Annotated in this window: 14 protein-coding genes; 11 read left to right on the top strand and 3 right to left on the bottom strand. The window is 71.7% G+C overall.

The genetic code is table 11. The features are described from left to right. Positions 1-135: 135 nt before the first annotated feature. The gene (locus ACZ404_RS06955; RefSeq protein ID WP_468436667.1) at positions 136-1,785 is read left to right on the top strand and encodes a M4 family metallopeptidase; all 1,650 of its coding nucleotides are present in this window, start codon (positions 136-138) and stop codon (positions 1,783-1,785) included. A 105-nt stretch (positions 1,786-1,890) separates the two neighbouring features. Here ACZ404_RS06955 and ACZ404_RS06950 read toward each other — a convergent pair whose 3' ends face one another. Continuing rightward, complete coding sequence (locus ACZ404_RS06950; protein ID WP_468436666.1) at positions 1,891-3,108, bottom strand: DUF4241 domain-containing protein; 1,218 nt, start codon at positions 3,106-3,108, stop codon at positions 1,891-1,893. Positions 3,109-3,283: 175 nt separating this feature from the next. On the opposite strand from ACZ404_RS06950, the gene ACZ404_RS06945 reads away from it, so the two are divergent. The 7 genes from ACZ404_RS06945 (at position 3,284) to ACZ404_RS06915 (ending at position 10,371) form a co-directional block, all read left to right on the top strand. Then, on the top strand, positions 3,284-3,820 hold the full coding sequence (locus tag ACZ404_RS06945) for a TetR/AcrR family transcriptional regulator C-terminal domain-containing protein (RefSeq protein WP_468436664.1): 537 nt from the start codon (positions 3,284-3,286) through the stop codon (positions 3,818-3,820). Positions 3,821-4,123: 303 nt separating this feature from the next. Beyond that, positions 4,124-4,645, top strand: a complete 522-nt coding sequence (locus ACZ404_RS06940) for a hypothetical protein (protein ID WP_468436662.1) — start codon at positions 4,124-4,126, stop codon at positions 4,643-4,645. 138 nt (positions 4,646-4,783) lie between these two features. Next, on the top strand, positions 4,784-5,419 hold the full coding sequence (locus ACZ404_RS06935; RefSeq protein ID WP_468436660.1) for a class F sortase: 636 nt from the start codon (positions 4,784-4,786) through the stop codon (positions 5,417-5,419). A gap of 132 nt (positions 5,420-5,551) precedes the next feature. Beyond that, positions 5,552-6,766 carry an NAD(P)/FAD-dependent oxidoreductase gene (locus tag ACZ404_RS06930; RefSeq protein ID WP_468436658.1) on the top strand — a complete coding sequence of 405 codons (1,215 nt, stop codon included), beginning with the start codon at positions 5,552-5,554 and terminating at the stop codon, positions 6,764-6,766. Beyond that, positions 6,766-9,384, top strand: coding sequence for a nitrite reductase large subunit NirB (gene nirB / locus ACZ404_RS06925; protein ID WP_468436656.1), 2,619 nt, complete (start codon positions 6,766-6,768; stop codon positions 9,382-9,384). The genes ACZ404_RS06930 and nirB overlap by 1 nt, the downstream gene beginning before the upstream one ends. Further along, positions 9,381-9,731, top strand: a complete 351-nt coding sequence (gene nirD / locus ACZ404_RS06920) for a nitrite reductase small subunit NirD (protein WP_468436654.1) — start codon at positions 9,381-9,383, stop codon at positions 9,729-9,731. Before nirB ends, nirD begins: the two co-directional genes overlap by 4 nt. Positions 9,732-10,149: 418 nt before the next feature. Next, positions 10,150-10,371 carry a hypothetical protein gene (locus ACZ404_RS06915; protein ID WP_468436652.1) on the top strand — a complete coding sequence of 74 codons (222 nt, stop codon included), beginning with the start codon at positions 10,150-10,152 and terminating at the stop codon, positions 10,369-10,371. Positions 10,372-10,871: 500 nt separating this feature from the next. On the opposite strand, the gene ppdK is transcribed toward ACZ404_RS06915, so the two are convergent. Next, positions 10,872-13,592: a pyruvate, phosphate dikinase gene (gene ppdK, locus ACZ404_RS06910; RefSeq protein WP_468436650.1), complete on the bottom strand. Its 2,721-nt coding sequence runs from the start codon at positions 13,590-13,592 to the stop codon at positions 10,872-10,874. A 418-nt stretch (positions 13,593-14,010) separates the two neighbouring features. Continuing rightward, a complete protein-coding gene (locus ACZ404_RS06905) occupies positions 14,011-15,231 on the bottom strand; it encodes an ROK family transcriptional regulator (protein ID WP_468436648.1) in 1,221 nt (406 codons plus the stop codon). A 120-nt stretch (positions 15,232-15,351) separates the two neighbouring features. On the opposite strand from ACZ404_RS06905, the gene ACZ404_RS06900 reads away from it, so the two are divergent. The 3 genes from ACZ404_RS06900 to ACZ404_RS06890 all read left to right on the top strand — a co-directional run bounded on the left by ACZ404_RS06900 (position 15,352) and on the right by ACZ404_RS06890 (position 21,124). Then, entirely contained in the window at positions 15,352-16,800 is a 1,449-nt protein-coding gene (locus tag ACZ404_RS06900) for an MGH1-like glycoside hydrolase domain-containing protein (RefSeq protein ID WP_468436646.1), read from the top strand. After that, positions 16,797-18,734 (top strand): amylo-alpha-1,6-glucosidase, encoded by a 1,938-nt coding sequence (locus ACZ404_RS06895; RefSeq protein WP_468436644.1) that lies wholly within the window; start codon positions 16,797-16,799, stop codon positions 18,732-18,734. Before ACZ404_RS06900 ends, ACZ404_RS06895 begins: the two co-directional genes overlap by 4 nt. Positions 18,735-19,498: 764 nt before the next feature. Then, on the top strand, positions 19,499-21,124 hold the full coding sequence (locus tag ACZ404_RS06890; protein WP_468437180.1) for a sulfatase-like hydrolase/transferase: 1,626 nt from the start codon (positions 19,499-19,501) through the stop codon (positions 21,122-21,124). The last annotated feature ends 15 nt before the right edge of the window (positions 21,125-21,139 follow it).

Below are 21,139 nucleotides of genomic sequence, written 5' to 3'. Positions count from 1 at the left end.
ACGATTCTGTACCCCCTCCGGCTCCCCACACATCTCCATGAAGGCGCTATGGACATGACATGTCATGCCCCCTTAAATCTCTGTGGACATCAGCGCCACCCCCACGCCTCGAAGGGCGCCTCCCCAAGGAGACAGATGAGCCGGATACGTCAGCACGTCCGAGGATCCCGTCGTCTCGCCACCGCCGGCATCGCCGTCACGACCGCGACCCTGCTGGCCGCAGCCCTCTCCCCCGCCGCGCACGCCGACAGCCGGCCGACCCGGGCCACCGCCGTCGAGAACGCGGCCTCGGCACTCCTGGCGCACGCCACCGGCCTGGGCCTGACCTCCGCCCAGGGCACCAGCGTCCGCGACGTGATCGTCGACAGGAACGGCACCCAGCACGTCCGCTACGACCGCACCTACCGCGGCCTCCCGGTGCTGGGCGGCGACTTCGTCGTCCACCTGGCCGCGAACGGCGCGTACCGCAGCGCCGACCGGGCCACCAGAAGCCTGATCGCCCTGCCCTCGGTCACCCCGAAGCTGTCCGCCCCCAAGGCCGCCGACCTCGCGGTGAACGCCCTGCGCGCCGCCAACCTCGGCGAGAAGCTGAAGCAGGTCAAGGCCAAGCCGGAGCTGGTCGTCGACGCCCTGCACGGCGCCCCGAAGCTGGCCTGGCGCACCAACGCCGTAGGCCTGGACTCGCTCGGCAACCCGGTCGCCCGCACCGTGCTGACCGACGCCCGCACCGGCGCCCAGATCGACGCCTGGGACAGCATCGAGACGGCCACCGGCGACGGCAAGTCCCTGTACAGCGGGACGGTACCGCTGGAGACGACCCAGTCTGGATCGTCGTACCAGCTCAAGGACCCGACGCGCGGCAACACCTTCACCGGTGACGCCGAGGGCAAGACCGACCTGTGCTTCTTCGGCATCTGCTTCAGCCGGGCCCCCGCGACCCTGTTCACCGACGCGGACAACCACTGGGGCACCGGCAGCAACTCCGACCGGGCCTCGGCCGCCGTCGACGCCCAGTACGGCACCAACGAGACCTGGGACTACTACAAGAACGTCCAAGGCCGCAACGGCATCGCCGGCGACGGCAAGGGCTCGTACAACCGCGTCCACTACGGCAGCAACTACAACAACGCCTTCTGGGACGACAGTTGCTTCTGCATGACGTACGGCGACGGTGACGGCACCACCTTCGGACCGCTGGTCGCCCTCGACGTCGCCGGGCACGAGATGACCCACGGCGTCACGTCCAAGACGGCCGCACTGACCTACTCGGGCGAGTCCGGCGGCCTGAACGAGGCCACCTCCGACATCCTCGGCACGATGGTCGAGTGGTACGCGAACAACTCCTCCGACCCCGGTGACTACCTCATCGGCGAGGAGATCGTGAAGCCCGGCTTCGGCAAGCCCGCCCTGCGCTTCATGGACAAGCCCTCCAAGGACGGCAGCTCGGCGGACTACTGGAGCAGTTCGGTCGGCAACCTCGACGTCCACTACTCCTCGGGCGTCGCCAACCACTTCGCCTACCTCCTCGCGGAGGGCAGCGGGGCGAAGGTCATCAACGGCGTCAGCTACAACTCGCCCACGTACAACGGCTCCACCGTCACCGGCATCGGCCGCGACAAGGTCGGCAAGATCTGGTACCGGGCCCTGACGGTCTACATGACGTCCTCGACGAACTACAAGGGCGCCCGGACGGCGACGCTCAACGCCGCCAAGGACCTCTATGGCTCCGGCAGCACGGAGTACAACGCGGTGGCGGCGGCCTGGAGCGCCGTCAACGTGAGCTGACCTTCGCTCGACGCACGGTGGACGGCCGCCCCGGTTGCTCGGCATCGGGGTGGCCGCTCCGCCACCGTACGACGCCCGGTTCACACCGGACGGACGCCGGCTGCCCTACTCTCCCCCGCCGGAGGAATGGAGCTGGAAGTCGACCACGACGCAACCCACCTGCCCGTCATCGGTGCGGCCGATCCAGACGGGGTAGGCCCCGTCGCCGCGGCCGGCACGGAAGGCGATGAGGTTCGGCTCGGCTTCCGTGCCGGGCAGTTCGACGGTGAAGCGGCTGTCGAGGGGTAGGAACAGGTCCTCGTCCAACTCGTCTTCCTTCACCGTCCGGGTCGCATCCATGAAGGCCACGGTGCCGGTATCGACACCGACCCCGTAGAACTCGCCCTCGCCGAGCAGCCCCAGGTCCTCGTCGGGCCGGAGGGCCATCTCCCACTCGCGGGGCGGGATGTCCAGGAACGTCACCCTGGCCGCGGCGACATCGACCCCGTGTGTCCTGCGCAGAAGCGACAGCGTGACCGGATACTCGCCCGGTGGCACAGCGACGGTCCGCGGCTCACTGATCCAGCCGGGGTCCGAGACCGCCAGCCGCCCTGACGTGATCCGCAGCAAACCGGCGTCGACGGGCTCGACGACGGCCGGCCCGTCCGGAGTGTCGCGCGCACCCGGACTGAACAGTTGCTCGATTCCGGTGGCGCGCAGCGGCCCTGCACCCTCGTCCACCGACACGTCGTTCAGCACCACGGTCGTGGCGGGCTCGTGGCCCTGCTGGGCGAGGAACGGAGCGAACACCTGCCAGTCGCCGAATTCCGGTGCGGGGCAGAGGAAGTCCTCGACGGGCGCCGGGAACAGCCGCACGGGGACGCGCTCCGGGTCGGCGCTCGACCGGCCGGATGTTCGAGCGTGCAGTGGCTGCGCCGAGGCCCCTCTCGGCCCGGCGAACTCGGACCTCGCCTCGACCAGCCCGTCGGCCAGGACGGTCGTGGTCTCCTTGACGTTCCACTGAAAGGACGAGCGCTCCTGCTCGCTGGAGAACTGCCATCGGGTGTTCCGGTGAGCGAGCAACATCCCCGTGCGGTGCGGCTTGAAGTCGATCATCTGCATGCGCCAGGACCTGTCGTCGAACAGATACACACGCCACTTTCCGCGCGGCCAGCATTCGATCAGTGCCAGCGGTCGCTCCCGCGAGGACAGCAGAACCGCGTAGTCCATCCCGGCAGCGTGTCTGCGCGCCGCGACCGCGCGCGACATCGGATCCGGATGGGTCATTCCCTGATGGGAACCCCACATATGGCCGTACGACACATCAAGACTGTCGAAGATCACAGCCGCGCATCTCCCCCCATGACATCGGCCGCGCCCGATCAGCGCCGCCGGCGGGTGATCCTGCCGGATCGCCCTGACCTTCCGGAACATCGTTGTGCCGCCAGTCTGTCACTGGGGTCTGACACGCAGCCCCTGGCGGGGCTTCCGCGTCGGGTGCCGGCCGTGGTACCGGCACGTGGCCACCAAGGACGAGCCGATGGAGCCGGCCGTGGACGAGGTCGCCGCCGAGGTGCGGGTGCCGGACGGGGCCGGGTCCGACTGGCGGCCCGCCGTCACCGAGGCCGCGCGGTCCTTCCGTGCGACCGCCCTCCGGCACCCCTGGCTGTCCTCCGTGACGGGCCAGGCGGGCCTCGCCCACCTCGGCCCCAACCTCATGGCGTTCACCGAGCGGCTCGCCGCGCTGTTCACCGAGGCCGGTTTCCCGCAGCCCGACGAGGCGATCAGCGCGCTGCTCGCCTACGTGCTCGGCATGAGCACCACCGAGGCGGCCTGGCTCACCACGGTCGCCCGCTCGGGGCAGAAGGAGGCCGAGTCCATCGCCCGGCTGATGCCCGCCGCCCAGCAGGCCGCGGCCGGCCACACCCACCTCGCCGACGCCTGCACCGCCGTCGGCACCGGCCCCGCGGACCCCGCCCGGGACCGCGACGCCACGTTCGCCTACGGCCTGGACGTCGTCCTCGACGGGCCGGCCCAGCGGCTCGCCAGGGGCTGAGCGGGGACGGGGCCGAAGAGGGACCGACGCGCGCGCCCCGCCCGGCGGGGACGGGCCGCAAGGGCTGACACCTCGTCACCCGTTCACCGGCGCCCGTCGCTCCATTCGTGTTCACTTCGCCCCAGCCGTCTCCCGTACCCCCGACCACCCCCCATGACCTGCCACGACTCGCCCCGGCTGGGCCATGTGGGGGCGGCGTCCGCCACCCGTTCAGCACGTTCCTGACGCCCCCTCAGGAAGCGAACCGGCCCGAGTGCCACTTACCTCGGAAGGGCACGAGTCGGACAAGCCCTGGGGAACACCATGCGACGCATCGCCCGTCCGCTGACCGGTACCGCGCTCGCCGTGGCCGCGGCCGGACTCGCCACGGCACCGGCGTACGGCGCGGGCCACGACGACCTGCGGGTGTACCCGTCCACCACGGTGCCCGGCAGCCAGGTCACGGTGAACACGGCGGCGTGCGGGGGCGCGGGCGCGGCCCTCGGTGACGCGGGCGCCGTCGGCGCCGGGACCTTCACGCTGGCGCCCAGCACGCACGAGGGCGAGGCGATCGGCCAGTTCCGGGTGCCGCCGAGCGCGCAGCCGGGGACGTACGAGATCGTCGCCCAGTGCGCGGAGGGCACCAAGCAGGTCACCGGCGACCTGGTGGTGGCGTTGAGCGCGGCGCACGGGCAGGTGCAGCCGCGGGGAAGTGTGAAGACGGGGGTCGGTGGCGCACTCGGCACCGACCCCGTGCATACCACGGCGGGTGTGGCCGCTCTGGCCGTCGCCGCCGCGGGCGGTACCTGGCTCCTGCATCGCCGGGCGAGAGGCAGCGGGATCTGACGGACACCCTCCGCTGTCCGTCCGCCGGTACCGCAAGTCCCGCCCCCTCCGGGTCCGATGCCCCTCGCGGCCCGGAGGGGGACGGGGGCCGGCCTCGTCAGGGGTGCCCCCCGGGGCCGCTCCGGAGAGGGGTTTCGTATGCGCAGGTTCGACCGGATCGGCGACACCGCGATAGCAGCCGTCACCGTCGTCGCCCTCGGCTCGGGGGTGTGGCTGCTCGGCGCCGGGACGCACGCACCGCCGCAGCCGGCGGCCGCCGAGGGGCACCCCGACCCCGGCGAGGAGCGGCTCACGGCACCCGCGCTGGAGCCGTCCCCGCCGACCCGCATCCGTATCCCCGCGATCCGCGTGAACGCCCCGCTCATGGGCCTCGCGCTCACCTCCGCCGGCAGCCTGGACGTACCACCCGCGAACCGCAAGAACCTGGCCGGCTGGTACCGGGCCGGGACCGTGCCGGGGGAGACGGGCACCGCGATCGTCGCGGGTCATGTCGACAACACGGAGGGGCCCGCCGTCTTCTACGACCTCGGTGCGCTGAAGCGGGGCGCGGTCGTCGAGGTGGACCGCCAGGACGGCAGTGTGGCGGTGTTCACGGTGGACGCGGTCGAGGTGTACTCGGCCCGCGACTTTCCCGACGACAAGGTGTACGGCGCCGCCGCCCGCCCGGAGCTGCGGGTGATCACGTGTGGCGGCGGCTACTCGCGGGCCACCGGCTACCAGGGAAACGTCGTGGTCTTCGCCCACCTGACCGGCAGCCGCCCCCCGGCCCGGTGACGACTCCTCACAGCGCCCCCCGCCCCCGGTCAGGGACCCTCACACCCCCCGCCCGCCCCCGCTGAGGGCAGCGTTCCTCGTGGGAAACAACAGTGATGCCACCGGGTAACGTCGGGGCCGCACGCTCGGTGCATGACCTCGAATACGCGTGTGGTGGTGATCGGCGCCGGCCTCGCGGGCGTACGCCTCGCCCGGCGGCTCGGTGAGCTGGGCACGCCCGCGCTGCTCGTCGGCGAGGAGGAGCACCGGCCCTACAACCGGGTGCTGCTCGCCGAAGTGCTGGCCGGCCGGTACGCCCCGGAAGTGATCGCGCTGCCCACGCCGGGCGGCCTGGTGCGCACCCGGATCACCGGCATCGACCGCGCCGCGCGGCGGCTGGAGTGCGCCGACGGCTCGCTGATCGCATACGACACCCTGGTGCTGGCCACCGGCTCCAACCCGGTGCTGCCACCGCTGCGCGGCCTGTTCACGCCGGACCACCAGCTGCCCGAGGGCGTCCACGCGTTCCGCACGATGGACGACTGCCTGGGCCTGTCCAAGGCGGTCCGGCCCGGCGTGCGGGCCGTGGTCATCGGCGGCGGGCTGCTCGGGGTCTCCGCGGCCCGCGCGCTCGCCGTGCGCGGCGCCCAGGTGGTCCTCGCCCAGCAGTCCGAGCGGCTCATGGAACGCCAGCTCGACCCGAACGCCTCCCGGCTGGTGCTGCGGCACCTGCGGGACCTCGGCGTCGAGGTGCACACCGAGTGCCGGGTGCGTGACGTGCGCTGCGTCGGCGGCGCGGTCCGCTCGGTGGAGATGGCCGACGGCTACGCCCTGGACGCCGACCTCGTGGTCCTCGCCTGCGGGGTGCATCCGCGCACGGGCCTGGCCGAGCAGGCGGGTCTCACCGTCGGCAAGGGCATCGTCGTGGACGACGAACTGCGCACCTCGGACCCGCACATCCACGCCATCGGCGACTGCGCCCAGCACGACGGCACGATCTACGGCCTGGCCACCCCGGCCCTCGAACAGGCCGAGGCGCTCGCCGAACTGCTCGCCGGTGACCCCGCCGCCCGCTACACCGGGACCCGCTCCCTGACGAGGCTCACGCTCACCGGCCCCGACTCCCCCTTCGACCTCGCGGCGTTCGGTGAGACCGAGCCGCTCCCCGGCGACGACGTCGTGCAGCTCACCGACGCCACCCGGGGCACCTACCGCAAGGTCGTCGTCCGCGACGACCGCCTGGTCGGCGGGGTTCTCGTCGGCGAACTCGGCACCGTCGGCGCGCTCGCCCGCGCCTGGGAGGGAGCAGAGCCGCTCCCCGACGAGGGCCCCCTGCTCCACCTGCTCACCAACGATGGAGGCTCCTGATGACCGCCACCCCGGAGGCCATGGAGGCCACCCCCACGATCGTGCTCGTCGGCCACGGCATGGTCGGCCAGCGCTTCCTCGAAGCGCTCGCCGAGCGCGGCCTGACCGCCACGCACCGCGTGGTCGTGCTGTGCGAGGAGCCGCGTCCGGCGTACGACCGCGTGCAGCTCACCTCGTACTTCTCGGGCCGCACGCCCGAAGAACTGTCCATGACGGACATGGAGTTCATCAAGGACCACGGCATCGAGCTGCATGTCGGCGACCCGGCGGTGACGGTCGACCGCGAGGCGCGCAAGGTGACCGCCCGCTCGGGGCTCGTCGTCGGCTACGACGTCCTCGTGCTGGCCACCGGCTCCTTCCCGTTCGTGCCTCCGGTACCGAACAAGGACGCCGAGGGCTGTTTCGTCTACCGCACGATCGAGGACCTGCTCGCGATCGAGGAGTACGCGAAGAAGAAGGCCTCCACGGGTGCCGTCGTCGGCGGCGGTCTGCTGGGCCTGGAGGCGGCGGGCGCCCTGAAGGGCCTCGGTCTGACCTCGCACATCGTGGAGTTCGCGCCGCGCCTGATGCCGGTGCAGGTCGACGAGGGCGGTGGCGCGGCCCTGCTGCGCACCATCGAGGACATGGGCCTGACCGTGCACACCGGTGTGGGCACCCAGGAGATCGTCGTCGACGAGTCCGGCGCGGTCACCGGCATGAAGCTGTCCGACGGCTCCGAACTGGCCACCGACCTGGTGGTGTTCTCCGCCGGCGTCCGCCCCCGCGACCAGCTCGCCCGCGACTGCGGCCTGGCGGTCGGCGAGCGCGGCGGCATCACGGTGGACGAGCAGTGCCGTACGGTCACCGACCCGCACGTGTTCGCGATCGGCGAGTGCGCGCTGGCGGCGGACGGCCGGGTGTACGGCCTGGTGGCCCCCGGTTACGAGCAGGCGGAGACGGCCGCGGCGACCATCGCCGAGGACGAAGCCTCCTTCACGGGCGCCGACCTGTCCACCAAGCTGAAGCTGCTCGGCGTGGACGTGGCGTCCTTCGGCGACGCGCACGGCACCACCGAGGACTGCCTGGACGTCGTCTACTCCGACTCCCGCGCGGGCCTGTACAAGAAGCTGGTCATCGGCCGGGACGGCACGCTGCTCGGCGGCATCCTGGTCGGCGACGCGGAGGCGTACGGCACCCTGCGCGCGCTCACCGGTTCGGTGCCGCCCATCTCCCCCGAGTCGCTCGTCCTGCCCGCCGGAGCGGACTCGGGGGCCCAGCTCGGCCCGTCGGCGCTGCCGGACGAGGCGATCATCTGCTCCTGCCACAACGTCAGCAAGGGCACGATCCGGGGCGCGGTCACCGAGCACAAGTGCACCACCGTGCCCGAGGTGAAGAAGTGCACCAAGGCCGGTACCGGCTGCGGAAGCTGTGTGAAGGTGCTGGGCCAGCTCGTCACCGCCGAGCTGGAGGCGTCCGGCGTCGAGGTCGACAAGGGCCTGTGCGGCTGCTTCGGGCAGACCCGCGAGGAGCTGTACGAGATCGTCCTCGCCCTGCGCATCACCTCGTACCAGGAGCTGCTGGACCGCTACGGCCGTGAGGGCGCCCGGGGCGGTGACGGCTGCGAGACCTGCAAGCCGGCCGTGGCCTCGATCATCGCCTCCCTCGCCCCGACGATCGGCGCGAGCGGCTACGTCCTGGACGGCGAGCAGGCGGCGCTGCAGGACACCAACGACCACTTCCTGGCCAACCTGCAGAAGAACGGCTCGTACTCGGTGGTGCCGCGCATCCCCGGCGGGGAGATCGCGCCCGAGAAGCTGATCGTGATCGGCGAGATCGCCCGGGACTTCAACCTCTACACGAAGATCACCGGCGGCCAGCGGATCGACATGTTCGGCGCCCGGGTCGAGCAGCTCCCGCTCATCTGGGCCCGGCTGGTGGACGCCGGTTTCGAGTCCGGGCACGCCTACGGCAAGTCGTTGCGCACGGTGAAGTCCTGTGTGGGCTCGACCTGGTGCCGGTACGGCGTCCAGGACTCGGTGCGCATGGCGATCGACCTGGAGCTGCGCTACCGGGGCCTGCGCTCCCCGCACAAGCTGAAGTCGGCCGTCTCCGGGTGCGCCCGCGAGTGCGCGGAGGCCCAGTCGAAGGACTTCGGCGTCATCGCCACCTCCAACGGATGGAACCTGTACGTCGGCGGCAACGGCGGCGCGACGCCGCGCCACGCGGACCTGCTCGCCCAGGACCTGTCCGACGCCGAACTGGTCCGGCTGATCGACCGGTTCCTGATGTTCTACATCCGCACCGCCGACCGCCTGGAGCGGACCTCGACCTGGCTGGAGCGGATCCCGGGCGGCCTGGACCACGTACGGGACGTGGTGGTGCACGACTCGCTCGGCATCTGCGACGAGCTGGAGCGGCTGATGGCCGCGCACGTCGCCCACTACCGCGACGAGTGGGCGGACACCATCAACGACCCCGAGAAGCTGGCCCGGTTCGTGTCCTTCGTGAACGCCCCGGACACCCCGGACCCGGTCGTCGCCTTCGTACCCGAGCGCGACCAGATGAAGCCCGACCTGCCGCTGCTGTCCATCGGCATCCGACCCGCTGAAGACGTCCTGGAAGGAAGCGCCCAGCGATGACCCTGGCACCCGAGACGACCGACCTGAAGGTTCAACTGCAGCTGGAGGACAGCTGGTACACGGTGTGCGACCTGCACCGGCTGGAGCCCGGCCGCGGGGTGGCCGCCCTGCTGCCGGACGGCCGCCAGGTGGCGCTGTTCCGGGACCGGGCGGACCGGCTGTACGGCATCGACAACCGTGACCCGTTCGTCGGCGCCGCCGTCCTCTCCCGCGGCCTGACCGGCACCCACCAGGGCCGCACCTTCGTGGCGTCGCCGCTGCTGAAGCAACGCTTCGACCTGGAGACCGGCAGGTGCCTGGACGACGAGTCGGTCCAGGTGACGACCTACGAGGTACGGGCCCTCTAGCCTCGGTCCCTCCGGCTCCGCCACGTCCACCGCCGCCGCCCGGTCCTTCGACCGGGCGGCGGCGGTGGTGCGCGCGGCCCTTCCCAGATCGCCGGTCTGCTCCGCCGGCGCTAAGGTGGAGGCAAAGCCGCTTTGTCATCAGGCGTTCGGCACGGAACGCCCGACGCGGTGGCTGTCAGGCGAACTGCTCGGCCGGTAGAGGCACCTTCGTACGGTGGACGCTCCCGGGCGGAGCACGCCGGGGTCCATGTACAGAGCTTGGGCAGGTCCCCCATGTCTGCGGGGCGCCGGCGTCCCGACATCGCATGTACAGGCTGTCTGCCGGCCCTTCCGAAGGGAGACTCACATGTTCGCGCATTGGGGAACCTTTACAAAGCCGGCGAGTCTCAACGTCGGCCTGAGGTTCGCGGAGGACGCGATGAGGCGGCATGGCCTCGAGGTCTGGGACCTGGCCGGCGACGGCAACTACCAGGTGATCGGCGGTGCGGGCAACGTGATCGCCACGGTGGTCTGCGTCCCGCAGCCGGGAAACCTGTGGATGACGGTGAGCGCGTACTCACCCGACTCCGGACTCGCCGAGCGCACCAGGAACGACGTGCGCGCGGACATCGTCAACGCGGTCCTGTTCGATGACAACTGACCTCGTGCTTCGGCGAGGTGACGAGGAGACAACGGTTCAGGGTGGACGGCTGACTTCCTGAGCTGGGAAGTCAGCCGTCTCCCGTACCTGGAGGGCACTCTCAGGGCACATCGCCCGGCTCGGCCGCCATCATGTCGGCGGTCCCTCCCTCGGCCTCCCACAAGTGCGTGTGTAGACGTTCACCGTGATCGATGGCTTGACGTGACCAAGCCTCATCGGCACGTGCTTCGGCGTCGCCCTGTTCTTGATCAGGACTGAGGCATGGAACAACGAGCACGGCGACCGTCTATTACTGGGCCACGGCGTCGCGGCGTGCACGGGTGAAATCTCAGGTCACAGCGGGTGGGCTCAGCCCGGTGCAAAATCTGCCAGCCCCCGCAGACCATGCACGAAGAGGCGGCACCCCCGCACAGGGTGCCGCCTCTCCTTTGGTGCGCCGGAGCCGCCGCCGATCGGTGAGGGTCGGGGACCAACGGCGGCTCCGGGGTCCGGAGCGGGGCTCAGCGGTGGTCGCTGCCCGCCGACTGGGTGGCCGCCCGGCCCGCTTCGAGGCGGGCGACCGGGATGCGGAACGGGGAGCAGGAGACGTAGTCCAGGCCGGCCTCGTGGAAGAAGTGGACCGACTCCGGGTCGCCGCCGTGCTCGCCGCAGACGCCGAGCTTGAGGTCGGGCCGGGTGGCGCGGCCGGCCTGGGCGGCCGCCTTCACCAGGGAGCCGACGCCGTCCTTGTCGATCGTCTCGAACGGGCTGACGCCGAAGATGCCCTTCTCCAGGTAGGCCGTGAAGAAACTGGCCTCGACGTCGTCGCGGCTGAAGCCCCACACGGTCTGGGTCAGGTCGTTCGTGCCGAAGGAGAAGAACTCCGCCGCCTCGGCGATCTGGCCCGCGGTGAGCGCGGCGCGCGGAAGCTCGATCATGGTGCCGATCGCCAGCTTGAGCGACGTACCGGTCGCCGCCTGGACCTCCGCGATGACCTGGTCGGCCTCGTCGCGGACGATCTCCAGCTCCTGGACGGTGCCGACCAGCGGGATCATGATCTCGGCGCGCGGGTCGCCCTTCGCCGCCTTGCGCTCGGCCGCCGCCTCCGCGATCGCCCGCACCTGCATGGTGAACAGGCCGGGGATGACGAGGCCGAGGCGGACGCCGCGCAGGCCCAGCATCGGGTTCTGCTCGTGCAGGCGGTGGACCGCCTGGAGGAGACGCAGTTCGTTCTCGTGCGGCTCCTGGCGGGACTCCGCCAGGGCGACGCGGACCGACAGCTCCGTGATGTCGGGCAGGAACTCGTGCAGCGGGGGGTCGAGCAGGCGGATGGTGACGGGGAGGCCGTCCATCGCCTCGAAGAGCTCGACGAAGTCCTTCTTCTGCAGGGGCAGCAGCGCCTTGAGGGACTCCTGGCGCTCCTCCTCGGTGTCCGCGAGGATCAGGCGCTCCACCAGCTCGCGGCGGTCACCGAGGAACATGTGCTCGGTGCGGCACAGGCCGATGCCCTGAGCGCCGAAGCGGCGGGCGCGCAGCGCGTCCTCGGCGTTGTCCGCGTTGGCGCGCACCCGCAGGCGGCGCTTGCGGTCGGCGAAGGCCATCATCCGGTGCACGGCCTCGACCAGCTCGTCGGCGTCGTCGGCGCCCGGGTGCATCCGGCCCTCGAAGTACTCCACCACCGGGGAGGGCACGACCGGGACCTCACCCAGGTACACCTTGCCGGAGGAGCCGTCGATGGAGATGACGTCGCCCTCCTCGACGACGTGGCCGCCCGGCACCGTCATCCGGCGCCGCTTGGTGTCGACCTCCAGCTCCTCGGCGCCGCAGACACAGGTCTTGCCCATGCCGCGGGCGACGACGGCCGCGTGGGAGGTCTTGCCGCCGCGCGAGGTCAGGATGCCCTCGGCCGCGATCATGCCGTCCAGGTCGTCGGGGTTGGTCTCCCGGCGGACCAGGATGACCTTCTCGCCGGAGCGCGACCACTTCACGGCGGTGTACGAGTCGAAGACCGCCTTGCCCACCGCCGCGCCCGGCGAGGCGGCGATGCCCCGGGCGACCTTCTCGACCTTCGCGTCCTCGTCGAAGCGCGGGAACATCAGCTGCGCGAGCTGGGCGCCGGTGACGCGCTGGAGCGCCTCGGTCTCGTCGATCAGGCCCTGGTCCACCAGCTGGGTCGCGATGCGGAACGCCGCGCCCGCGGTGCGCTTGCCGACGCGGGTCTGGAGCATCCAGAGCTGGCCGCGCTCGATGGTGAACTCGATGTCGCAGAGATCCTTGTAGTGGTTCTCCAGGGTCTCCATGATCTGCATGAGCTGGTCGTACGACTTCTTGTCGATCTGCTCCAGCTCGGCGAGCGGGACGGTGTTGCGGATGCCCGCGACCACGTCCTCGCCCTGGGCGTTCTGCAGGTAGTCGCCGTAGACGCCCTGGTGGCCGGAGGCGGGGTCGCGGGTGAACGCGACGCCCGTGCCGGAGTCGGGGCCGAGGTTGCCGAAGACCATGGAGCAGACGTTGACGGCCGTGCCGAGGTCGTGCGGGATGCGCTCCTGGCGGCGGTAGAGCTTCGCCCGGTCGCCGTTCCAGGAGTCGAAGACCGCCTTGATGGCGAGGTCCATCTGCTCGCGCGGGTCCTGCGGGAAGTCCCGGCCGGCCTCCTTCTTGACGATCTTCTTGAAGGTGGTGACCAGCTTCTTCAGATCGGCGGCCTCCAGGTCGGTGTCGACCGTGACCTTCTTCGCCTCCTTGGCCTTGTCGATGGCCTCCTCGAAGAGGTCGCCGTCGACGCCGAGGACGGTCTTGCCGAACATCTGGATGAGGCGGCGGTAGGAGTCCCACGCGAAGCGTTCGTCGCCGGCCTGCTTGGCCAGGCCCTGCACCGACTTGTCGGAGAGGCCGATGTTCAGGACGGTGTCCATCATGCCGGGCATGGAGAACTTGGCGCCCGAGCGGACGGAGACCAGCAGTGGGTTGTCGGGCTGGCCGAGCTTCTTGCCCATCTTCTGCTCGAGGGCGTCGAGGTGCGCACTCACCTCGTCACGCAGTGCCGCGGGCTCCTCACCACTGTCCAGGTAGACCTTGCAGGCCTCGGTGGTGATGGTGAAGCCGGGAGGGACGGGAAGGCCCAGGTTGGTCATCTCGGCGAGGTTGGCACCCTTGCCGCCGAGAAGGTCCTTGAGGTCCTTGTTGCCCTCGGTGAAGTCGTAAACGAACTTCGCTACGTGGGGTTCTTTGTTTTCCGACACGGGTCTCGACTCCTTGAGGCCGCGGTGGCTGCCCTGACGGCGAGGAACATACCCAGATCGAAGGTGCCTGGGTACGTCCACTTGCGCGTCATGTGCCTGTAACCACTCGTCCGCCAGTGGATCGAAAGTCAAAGCTTGGCAAGCGGAAACGCCCGCATGTTTTCACTTCTTGAACGCACCCACGCCCTCAGGTACGCGTTTGTGCTCAGATGAGCGGCTCCCGGCACGTCTGATTTCGATCGATGAACGATCAAGGGGTGGCACCCAGTGCCACCCCTTGGAGAAGTGCAGTCGCCCAAGATCCGCTCATCTGAGCGCAACCCTTATCAAGGGTGGCGAGAATCACGCTGCCACAGGGGCCCGGATTTCACCATGCGGACGCCCGGACGGGACGGGCTCCCGGGCCGGAACGGCGGCTTCACACACCCAGCGCGAGCAGCCGTTCCTCCACCCGCTCCGGCGCGTACAGATGCTCCACGACCAGCGCACCGGCGCCCACCAGCGCGGCCCGCTCCCCCAGCCGGGAGGTCACGACGTCCAGGTGTGCGGTGGAGCGGGGCAGCGCCCGCTGGTAGAGCAGTTCCCGGACCCCGGTGAGGAAGGCCGTTCCGGCCAGGTCCCCGGCGATCATCAGCACTCCGGGGTTGAGCAGGGTCACCACCGTCGCCAGCACGTCGCCGACCCGGCGCCCGGCCTCGCGGGCCAGCGCTGCGGCCTCCGGGTGCCCGGCGGCCAGCAGGTCCCGCACATCGGAGCCGGAGGCCGCCGGCACCCCCGCCTCCGCGAGCCTGCGGGCCACGGCGCCACCGCTCGCGACGGCGGCGAGACAGCCGTAGGACCCGCACCGGCACAGCGCGTCCGCGCCCACCCGAATGTGCCCGATGTCGCCCGCGCCGCCGTCGACGCCCCGGTAGATCGAGCCGTCCACCACCACCCCGGCGCCTATGCCCGTGGACACCTTGACCAGCACGAACGCCGAGCAGTCGGGGTGGGCGGTGCGCTGTTCGCCGTACGCCATGAGGTTGGCGTCGTTGTCCACCAGGACCGGGATCGCGGGGGCGCCGGTGTGCTCGGTGAAGGCACGGGAGAGGCGGCCTCTTATGTCGTAGCCGTCCCAGCCCGGCATGATCGGCGGCTGGACCACCCGGCCGGTCTCGCTGTCCACCGGGCCCGGTACGGCGAGCCCGATGCCGCACGCCTCCTCCGCGCGGTGGCCGGTCTTGGCCAGCAGCTCGCCGAACCAGCGGCCCAGTTCGCCGAGGACGGCCTCGGGTCCGTCCTCCACGGCCAGGACGCCGGAGTGCTCGGCGAGGATCTCCCCCGTCAGGGTGAGGACGGCCGCGCGGGCGTGCCGGGTGTCGAGGTCGGCGGCGAGGACGACCGCGTGGGAGTCGTCGAACTCCAGGGTGATGGAGGGGCGGCCGCCGAGCGGTGAGCCGACCGGGCCGCCGGCTCCCTCGCGCAGCCAGCCGGCCCGGAACAGCCGGTCGAGGCGCTGGCCGACGGTCGCGCGGGACAGTCCGGTGGCCTGCTGGAGCGCGCCGCGCGTCACGGCTCGCCCACTGCGCACCAGTTCGAGCAGATCGCCGGCGCTCGCCTGGCTTCCGCTCTTTCCCGTCCTGCCGGGCCGTCCGGTCATGCGCACCCCCTTGTGTTCATCAAGCCTGCATTACATAGTGAGTTTTGCGTGTTAAATAGACGTAACCCTACGGTAGCCACAGCCGAACCAGGCCGGCCGGACGTCTTCGGGGAGCCCCGAGTGGATCGCACTGCCCAGCTCACTGCCCGTCTCCCGGAGCGGGAGACCGCATACGATCCGCCGGCGTCGGCGTCGTCCCTGCACGCCAGAGCGGCTCGGGTGCTGGCGGCGAACTGGACCGGTGCCTCGACGGTCCCCTCCCGGAGCCTGTACCCGCACCAGTGGTCCTGGGACTCGGCGTTCATCGCGATCGGGCTGCGGCACGTGTCGCCGCAGCGGGCCCAGACCGAGCTGGAGACGCTGCTGGCGGCCCAGTGGGGCGACGGGCGCGTCCCGCACATCGTCTTCAACCCCTCCGTACCGCTCGACGCCTATTTCCCGAGCCCCGACTTCTGGCGCTCCTCCCGCGCGGGACGCGCCGCGGGCGCCCCGCGCACCGTACAGACGTCCGGCATCGTGCAGCCACCGGTGCACGCGCTGGCGGCCTGGCTGGTGCACCGCGCCGACCCGGGCCTGTCGCGGGCGCGCGGCTTCCTCACCCGCGTGTACCCGCGGCTGGCCGCCTGGCACCGGTATCTGCTGCACCGGCGGGACCTGGGCGGGGGCGGGCTGGTCTCCGTGGTGCACCCCTGGGAGCAGGGCATGGACAACAGTCCCTGCTGGGACACCCCGCTGGCCCGCGTCACCCCGGCCCCGTCCCGCTCCTTCCGCCGCGCCGACCTCGACCACGGTGCGGCGGAGGACCGGCCGACGGATCTGGACTACGGCCGGTACGTACGGCTGGCCGCCGACTACCGGGACTCCGGGTACCGGGACGGGGAGGGTGCCGGGTGCGCCGGGTTCGCCGTCGAGGACCCCGCGTTCAACGCGCTGCTCATCGCCTCCGAACACGCGCTGGCCCGCATCGCCGAGGAACTCGGCGCCCCCGGCACCGCCCGCCACGCCCGCGCGGAACGCCTGACGGCGGCGCTGGTGGAGCGGCTGTGGGACGCGGAGAGGGGGATCTTCCTCTGCCGGGACCTCCGCTCACCCACCGGCGCCCTCCTCCCCGAGCTCAGTGTCTCCGGGCTGGTGCCGCTGGTGGTGCCCGGGCTGCCCCGGGAGGTCGTCTCCGGCATCGTCCGCACGGTGCGCGGGCCGCACTTCGGGCTGGGCGGGGAGAGCCGGCTCGTGCCGAGCTACGACCTGCTCGGGGAGGCCTTCGACCCGCACCGGTACTGGCGCGGCCCGGCCTGGTTCAACACGGCCTGGCTGCTCGAGCGCGGCCTGCGGCAGCACGGCGGGACGGCGCACGCCGACACGCTGCGCGAGGCCGTGCTGACCCTGGCCGGCGACACCGGCTTCGCCGAGTACGTCGACCCCCGCACCGGCGAGGCCTGCGGAGCCACCGGCTTCGGCTGGACCGCCGCACTCGCGCTCGACCTGCTCCACCAGCCCTCGGGAAACAGCGTGTCCCCCACGGGCACCGGCACGTTCGTCAGCAGTGACAAGGGAGGGGACCGGCGATGACGGACCGGCATCATCTGCTCGTGCACGGCGCGACCTTCGCGGCCGTGGGCGACCGGGGCGACATCAGCGGCGTACGGAGCGGCAGCTCCCCGGACGGATTGTTCGTACGCGACGCCCGGCATCTGAGCCGCTGGCAGCTCACCGTCGACGGCGCGGTGCCCGAGGTGCTCACCCCGGTCGCCGACGGCGACGCCGCGCGCTGCGTTCTGGTGCCGCGCGGCGGCCGGCAGGAGCCCCCCGCCCACACCCTCTTCCGCGAACAGGCCGTCGGCGACAGCTCCTTCGTCGAGGTGCTGCGGGTGACCAGCAACCGCCCGGTCCCCACCACCGTCCGCCTCGCCCTCACCGTCGACGCCGACTTCACCGACCAGTTCGAACTCCGCTCCGACCACCGCACCTACGTCAAGGCCGGCGCCGTACGCTCCCGCCAGGTCCTCGACGACGGCATCGAGTTCACCTACCGCCGGGCCGAGTGGTGCTCCGTCACGACCATCACCGCCGACCCCGCCCCGGACGCCGTGGAGGAGACCGGCACCGGCGCCCGCCGGCTGGTGTGGACCCTCGACCTGGCCCCGCACGGCACCGCAGAGCTGGTGCTGCGGGTCATCGCCCGCCCGCACGGCGACCGCCGCGCCCTGCGCGTGCCCCGCTCCCCCGCCGCCGTGAACGAGCAGCTCCTCGCGGCGGAGGGACGGTTCGTGGAGGGCGTGGCCTTCCCCACCGGCTGGCCGGAACTGGCGGCGGCCTGCGCCCGGGGCCTGGCCGACCTGGCCGCGCTGCAGATCCCGGCGACCGGACCGGACGGCGAGGAGCTGCGCGTCCCGGCGGCGGGCGCCCCCTGGTTCCTCGCCCTGCTCGGCCGGGACGCCCTGCTCACCTCCCTGTTCGCGCTGCCGTACCGCCCGCAGCCGGCCGCCGCCACGCTGCTGGCGTTGGCGGCCGCCCAGGCGACCGGCACCGGCGTGTCCCCGCTGGCCCAGCCGGGCAAGATCGTGCACGAGCTGCGCCACGGCGAGCTGGCGCACTTCGGGCAGGTGCCGTTCGGGCGGTACTACGGCTCGGTCGACGCCACCCCGCTCTTCCTGATCCTGCTCGGCGCCTACGTCGAGCTGACCGGCGACACGGCCCTGGCCCGGCGCCTGGAGCCGCACGCCCGTGCCGCCGTCGGCTGGATGCTGGACCACGGCGGACTGACCTCGCGCGGCTATCTCGTCTACCGCGCCGACGAGGGCGGCCTCGCCAACCAGAACTGGAAGGACTCCCCCGGCGCGATCTGCTCCGCCGACGGCACCCGGCCCACCGGCCCGGTCATGGCGGCGGGGGCGCAGGGCTACGCCTACGACGCGCTGCGCCGCACGGCGGGCGTGGCCCGCACGGTGTGGGCCGACGAGACGTACGCCGCGCTGCTCGAACAGGCGGCGGCCGACCTGCGCGAACGCTTCCAGCGGGACTTCTGGATGCCGGAGCACTCCTTCCCGGCGCTCGCGCTGGACGGGACGGGCCGCCAGGTCGACGCGCTGGCCTCCGACGCCGGGCATCTGCTGTGGTCGGGGCTGCTCGACAAGGAGTACGGCCAGCTGGCCGGCCGGCGGCTGCTGGAACCGGACTTCTTCTCCGGCTGGGGCGTCCGCACGCTCGCCTCCGGGCAGCCGGCGTACCACCCGCTCTCCTACCACCGGGGCTCGGTCTGGCCGCACGACAACGCGCTGATCACCCTGGGCCTCGCCCGCTACGGCCTGCACGACGAGGCCCGTACGGTGGCGCACGCGCTGATCGACGCGGCGACGGCCACCGGGCACCGGCTCCCGGAGGTGCTGGCGGGGTACGGCCGCGACACCCACCCCGAGCCGGTCCCCTACCCGCACGCGTGTGTCCGCGAGTCCCGCTCGGCGGCGGCCCCGCTCGCTCTGCTCACCGCGGTCGGGGGCGCCTGACGGGAACCTTGCGAGGCGTTTGCCCGCTGTTTGCCGAGGGCTGTGAACAGGGGGCTCGGGCGAGCCGTATCGGAGGACGGCGGGCCAGGCGGGCCGGGGCCCTCTCCGGTCCTGCCCAGCCTCCCCAGCGTGGCCCGCCGACTCCGTCACGGGTCTCGCACGGAAGGACCTCCGGGTTGCCTCAGCACACGAGTACGCGCCAGTCACCGGGTAACGCCGGGGGGATCGAGGTCGTCCTGGAAGAAAAAGAGGGGGCCATTCCCGCACAGGCCGCCGTCACCCGGGAGCCCGCGGGGGCGAACACCGAGGACTCCACCACTCCCGGCACTCCCGGCACTCCCGAGGGCACCGCTACTGCCGAGGACACCGGCACTGCGGAGCCCGCCGGGGAGGCCGAGTCGGCCACCGCAGACGTCGCCGCCGCTGCGGAAGCGGAGGCGGCGGCCGAGACGCCGGAGCGCTCCGCAGCTGCGGAGGCCGCTGAGGAGACCGAACCCGACGCCCACGACGTCTCCGCCGCCGGGGAGGCCGAGCCCGCCACCGCGGAAGGCGCCGCCGCCGGCCCCGAGGCCTCCGAGAAGCCCGAGGCAGCCGAGGAACCGGCGGCCCAGGCCCCGGCCGAGGCGCCGGAGACGCCCACCGTCACAGCCACGGCCGACGAGACCACCACTGGCACCGAATCCCCCGGCCCCTCCCCCCGCTTCTGGGCCGCCTGGTCCGCCCGTGCCCGTCGGTGGCGGGAGGCGCATCCGGTCGGCGCTCAGGTGCTCTCCGTCGTCCTCACCGTCCTCGCCGCCGCGCTCGTCGTGGCCGCGCTGGTGCTGCCGAACAGCGTGGTCGGGCTGCGGCCCGCGAAGTTCACCCGGATACCGGCGGAAGCCGTCATCGGCGCGGCCGTGATGATCGCGCTGCCGCGCCGCCCGCGGATCGTGCTGGCGGCGGTGTCCGGGGTCGCGCTGGCCGGCATGACCGTGCTGAACCTGCTGGACATGGGGTTCAACCAGTACCTGGGCCGCCCCTTCAACCCCGTCCTGGACTGGAGCCTGCTCGGCGACGCGCAGTCGTACCTGGAGGACTCGCTCGGCCGTACGGCCACCCTCGCCGCCACCGCGGCAGTCATCGCGCTGGTGCTGGTGGTGGCCGTGCTGCTGGCGCTGTCGATGGTCCGGCTGAGCAACCTGCTCGCCCGGCACACCGGCACCGCGACCCGCGGCACGCTGATCGCCGGCGTCGTATGGATCACCTGCTCCTCGCTGGGCCTGCAGATCTCCGGCGTGCCGATCGCGTCCGACCGCACGGCCAGCTCGCTGAGGATCGAGGCCCGGCGGTTCTCGGACACTCTGAAGGACGAGGCGGAGTTCGAGAAGGTCGCCAAGGTGGACCGGTTCGGGAACACCCCGGGCAGTCAGCTGGTGCCGGACCTGCGCGGCAAGGACATGATCTTCACCTTCATCGAGAGCTACGGCCGCAGCGCCATCGAGGACCCGATCATGGCCCCCGGCGTCGACGCGACCCTCGACGCCCGCACCAAGGCGCTCGCCAAGGCCGGTTTCCACGCCAAGAGCGGCTGGCTGACGTCGGCGACGTACGGCGGCAGCAGCTGGCTCGGTCACTCCACCACCATGTCCGGCCTGTGGATCAGCAACCAGCAGCGCTACCGCACGGTCATGGCCAGCGACCACATGAGCCTGACCGACGCCTTCAAGAAGACCGGTGACTTCGACACGGTCGGCGTGATGCCGGGCGTGCAGAAGGGCTGGCCGGAGCAGAAGTGGTACGGCCTGGACAAGGTCTACAACGCCTTCCAGCTCGGCTACCGGGGACCGAAGTTCAGCTGGTCGACCATGCCCGACCAGTACGCCCTGCAGCAGTACCAGGACCGGGTGCACAGCAAGCAGCCGGCCGACGGCAAGTCGCGGATGTCGCTGCTCATCCTGACCTCGAGCCACCAGCCCTGGGCGCCGATCCCGAAGATGGTCGGCTGGGACCAGCTGGGCGACGGCTCGATCTTCAAGGGCATCGAGGCGGCGGGCAACAAGCCGGCCGACGTGATCGCCGACACCACCAAGTCCCGTCAGGAGTACGGCAAGTCCGTCCAGTACTCGGTGACCGCGCTGACCCAGTGGCTGGAGCGCTACGGCAAGGACAACACGGTCCTGGTCTTCCTCGGCGACCACCAGCCCATCGCCCGGGTCAGCGGCAACCACGCCAGCCGTGACGTGCCCGTCTCGATCGTGGCCAAGGACCCCAAGGTCCTCGACAAGGTCGCCGACTGGGGGTGGACGGACGGCCTGCGGCCCGCCCACGACGCGCCGGTGTGGAAGATGAGCTCGTTCCGCGACCGCTTCCTGACCGCGTACGGCTCCACCCCGCATCCCAGGACGCGCTGACGACGCGCCGGGCGA

This window comes from Streptomyces sp. NPDC030798, from assembly GCF_055572275.1.
This window is presented reverse-complemented; position numbering and strand designations above follow the sequence as displayed.